This is a genomic window from Frankia sp. CcCS3, assembly GCF_977927575.1.
Genome location: NZ_CDWRCL010000120.1, coordinates 8,934 through 11,752, shown reverse-complemented (window position 1 = coordinate 11,752; position 2,819 = coordinate 8,934). Strand labels below are relative to the sequence as shown.

The window sequence follows — 2,819 nt, the reverse complement described above, 5'->3', positions numbered from 1 at the left end:
TCACCATCGCCGCGATCAACGAATGGCTGCCCCGATAAACTTCCCAAACAGGACCTAGGGGCACCGCGACGGGTAGGGGATCTCCGGGGCGTGCCGCTCCCACTCGGCCTCGCTCATCACGGCCGTCGGGTCGGTGCAGGCACGTTTGGCGATATGGGCCGGGTCGATGTCCCACAACCGGGCGGTGTTGTCGTCGCCGGAGGTGGCGGCCAGTGTGCCGTCCGGGCTGAACTGGACGCGCCGCACCGTCGCCGTGTGCCCGAGCAGGCCGCCGGCCGGCCGGGGATTACGCGGGTCGGAGATGTCCCACAGCCGGGCGGCCTTCCGCGCGGTCGTGCCCATCAGGTGCAGGTCGACGCGGAAGGCAACGCTACTCACCCAGTCCGATCGGTCGGTAAAGGTGTATAGCATTTTCGGTTCCGTCGGCGTGGCGATGTCCCATAGCCGGGCGGACCGGTCCGCCGAGGTCGATCCGAGAATCCTGCCGTCGGGCCGGAAGGCGAGCCCGAGCACCGCGTTCTCGTGCCCGTTGAGGATCGCGAGCGGCGTGGGCCGGGTCGGGGTCGACACGTCCCAGAGCCGGATGGTCCGGTCGTGGCTGCCGGTCGCGAGCATCCTCCCGTCCGGGCTGAAGGCCACGCTGTTGACCCAGTCGGTGTGTCCCACAAGGGTGGCCGCCAACCGCGGCTGGTGGGGATCGGTGATGTCCCACAACTTGGCGGTGTTGTCGGTGCCGGCGGTAGCCATGGTCTTTCCGCCGACCGCGAAGGCAACGCTGTTGTTGACGTCCCGCAGCACTGCCAGCGACCTGGGCCGCTCGGGCACGGAGATGTCCCAGAGCCGGACAATGTGGTCGTCGGTGGATGTCGACAGCAGCCGCCCGTCCGCGCTGAAGCCGCCCTGCAGGAAGGTACCGCTGTCCCCCGGGATGACCGCGAGCGGTCTGGAGGCCGTGGGGTTGCTGATGTCCCAGAGCCGGACGGTGCTGTCGTCGCTTCCCGTCACCAGCATTCTGCCGTTGAGGCTGAACCGTACACCGATCACCCGGTCGGTGTGGCCGGCCAGCGTACTGATCTCTACCCCGCCGAAGTTCTCAATCAGGCTGCGCTGGGCCTCCTCGGTGGGCTCGACACGGTAGGCCGCCAGCGCAAGTTGGCGGGCCAGCTGCGGTTGTGTCGTGCTGGCCGCCGCCTCGCTCGCCAGCCGGCGCGACACCTCGATGCTCTCGGGGACCGAAGCGGGGTCCTTGTGGATGACGAACATGAGGGTGGCCGTCACCGCTACCGCGACGGCGCAGAGACTGGCCACCAGCGACACCACCGTGCGCCGCTGCCACCGGCCGCGCCGCTGCTGCTTCGGCTCGCCACCCTCGGGGTGACCGCGGCCGGGTGCCGGACGGTCCAGTGGCGACAGGATGTCGTCGCTCGGCGGTGGCATCGCCGGATTGGCGGAACCGACGGAACCCTCGGAGTCAGACGGTGTCCGCGAGGCTCCGGCGTCTATCCGCGCCGGCGGCTTGACCGGCGGATCCGTAACCAGGGTGACGGCGGTCGGGCCAGCTTCGTCTCGCACCGCCGCGTCGACGTTGGAGTCGACGTTGGACAGGCCGAGGAGGGACTGGTAGAGATCGCTGGCGGTCGGCCGGTCCGCCGGCTCCTTGGACATCGTTTTTGCCACGATCGAACGGAGTCCATCGGGCAGGCTGTCGATCTTGGGTGCCTCGTGCACCGCCCGATACAGCAGGACCGGGGTCGTCGCCTTACCGAACGGGCCGATCCCGGTGCCCGCGAACGTCACCACTCCGCCCCAGGCGAAGATGTCCGCGGCCGCCGTGACCAGCTCGCCGCGCGCCTGTTCGGGAGCCATGAAAGCGGGAGTGCCGATCAGGCCGGTGGAGGTCGTCAGCGAGGTCGTGGAATCCATCGCGCGCGCGATGCCGAAGTCGATGACCCGCGGACCGAGTCGCGATAGCAGGACGTTCGACGGCTTCAGGTCACGATGGATCATTCCCGCGGCGTGGATGGCGGTGAGCGCCGCCGCGACCGAGATGGCGAGGCGTTCGAGGTCGGCCTCGGCCATGGGACCGTTGGCGGCGATCGCGTCCGCGAGCGTGGGACCGTCGATGAACTCCGTCACCAGATATGGGCGATCGGCCTCGACGTCGACCTCGAGCACCTCCGCGGTGCAGAACCGGGCGACCCGCTGGGCGACTTCGGCCTCACGGCGGAACCTGGCCAGGAACTCGGGCTGCCGCGCGAGGTCGGTACGGACGACCTTGACGGCCACGGGCCGCCCGTCCCGGCTCCTGCCGAGGTAGACGATTCCCATCCCGCCTTGGCCCAGCCTCGCCACGAGCTGGTACGTCCCGACGGTGACGGGGTCACTGTCGAGCAGCGGTGTCGCGCGGGAGTTTGCCACGTCCCACGGAACTGACCCGTCAGGCGTCGTCACGGCAACCGTCGCCGCGCGGTGTGCGAACCCACGGCCGCCCCCTCCCGTCGGAACCTGACCTCCACGCGCACTCATTGCGCACCGCGGCGCCGCACGCATGAGTGCCTACCGTCTCCGTTAGCAGCCCTGAATTCTGGCAACCGGCTCACGACGGAATTTGTGCCTGGATTCTAGAGGTGCCTGAAGGCGCGTTCACGGCGCGGCCCACCCCGAGAGCCCGACGTAGCGCATCGTAATTGCGTGGCAACTTCCCGTTGATGGTATCGGTCGCGGCGGCCCTGGCGATGCCGGGGCCACCGGGTCGCAACGGCCCACATGGGCTACCATCAGCATTGATCAAAGGGTACCGGGGCTATCCCTCGTAGGGG

At 69.1% G+C, this 2,819-nt stretch carries 1 protein-coding gene; it reads right to left on the bottom strand.

All coding sequences use genetic code 11. The features are described from left to right. Nucleotides 1-54: 54 nt before the first annotated feature. Nucleotides 55-2,451: a WD40 repeat domain-containing serine/threonine protein kinase gene (locus AC08OQ_RS12080; RefSeq protein WP_476612048.1), complete on the bottom strand. Its 2,397-nt coding sequence runs from the start codon at nucleotides 2,449-2,451 to the stop codon at nucleotides 55-57. Nucleotides 2,452-2,819 lie beyond the last annotated feature (368 nt).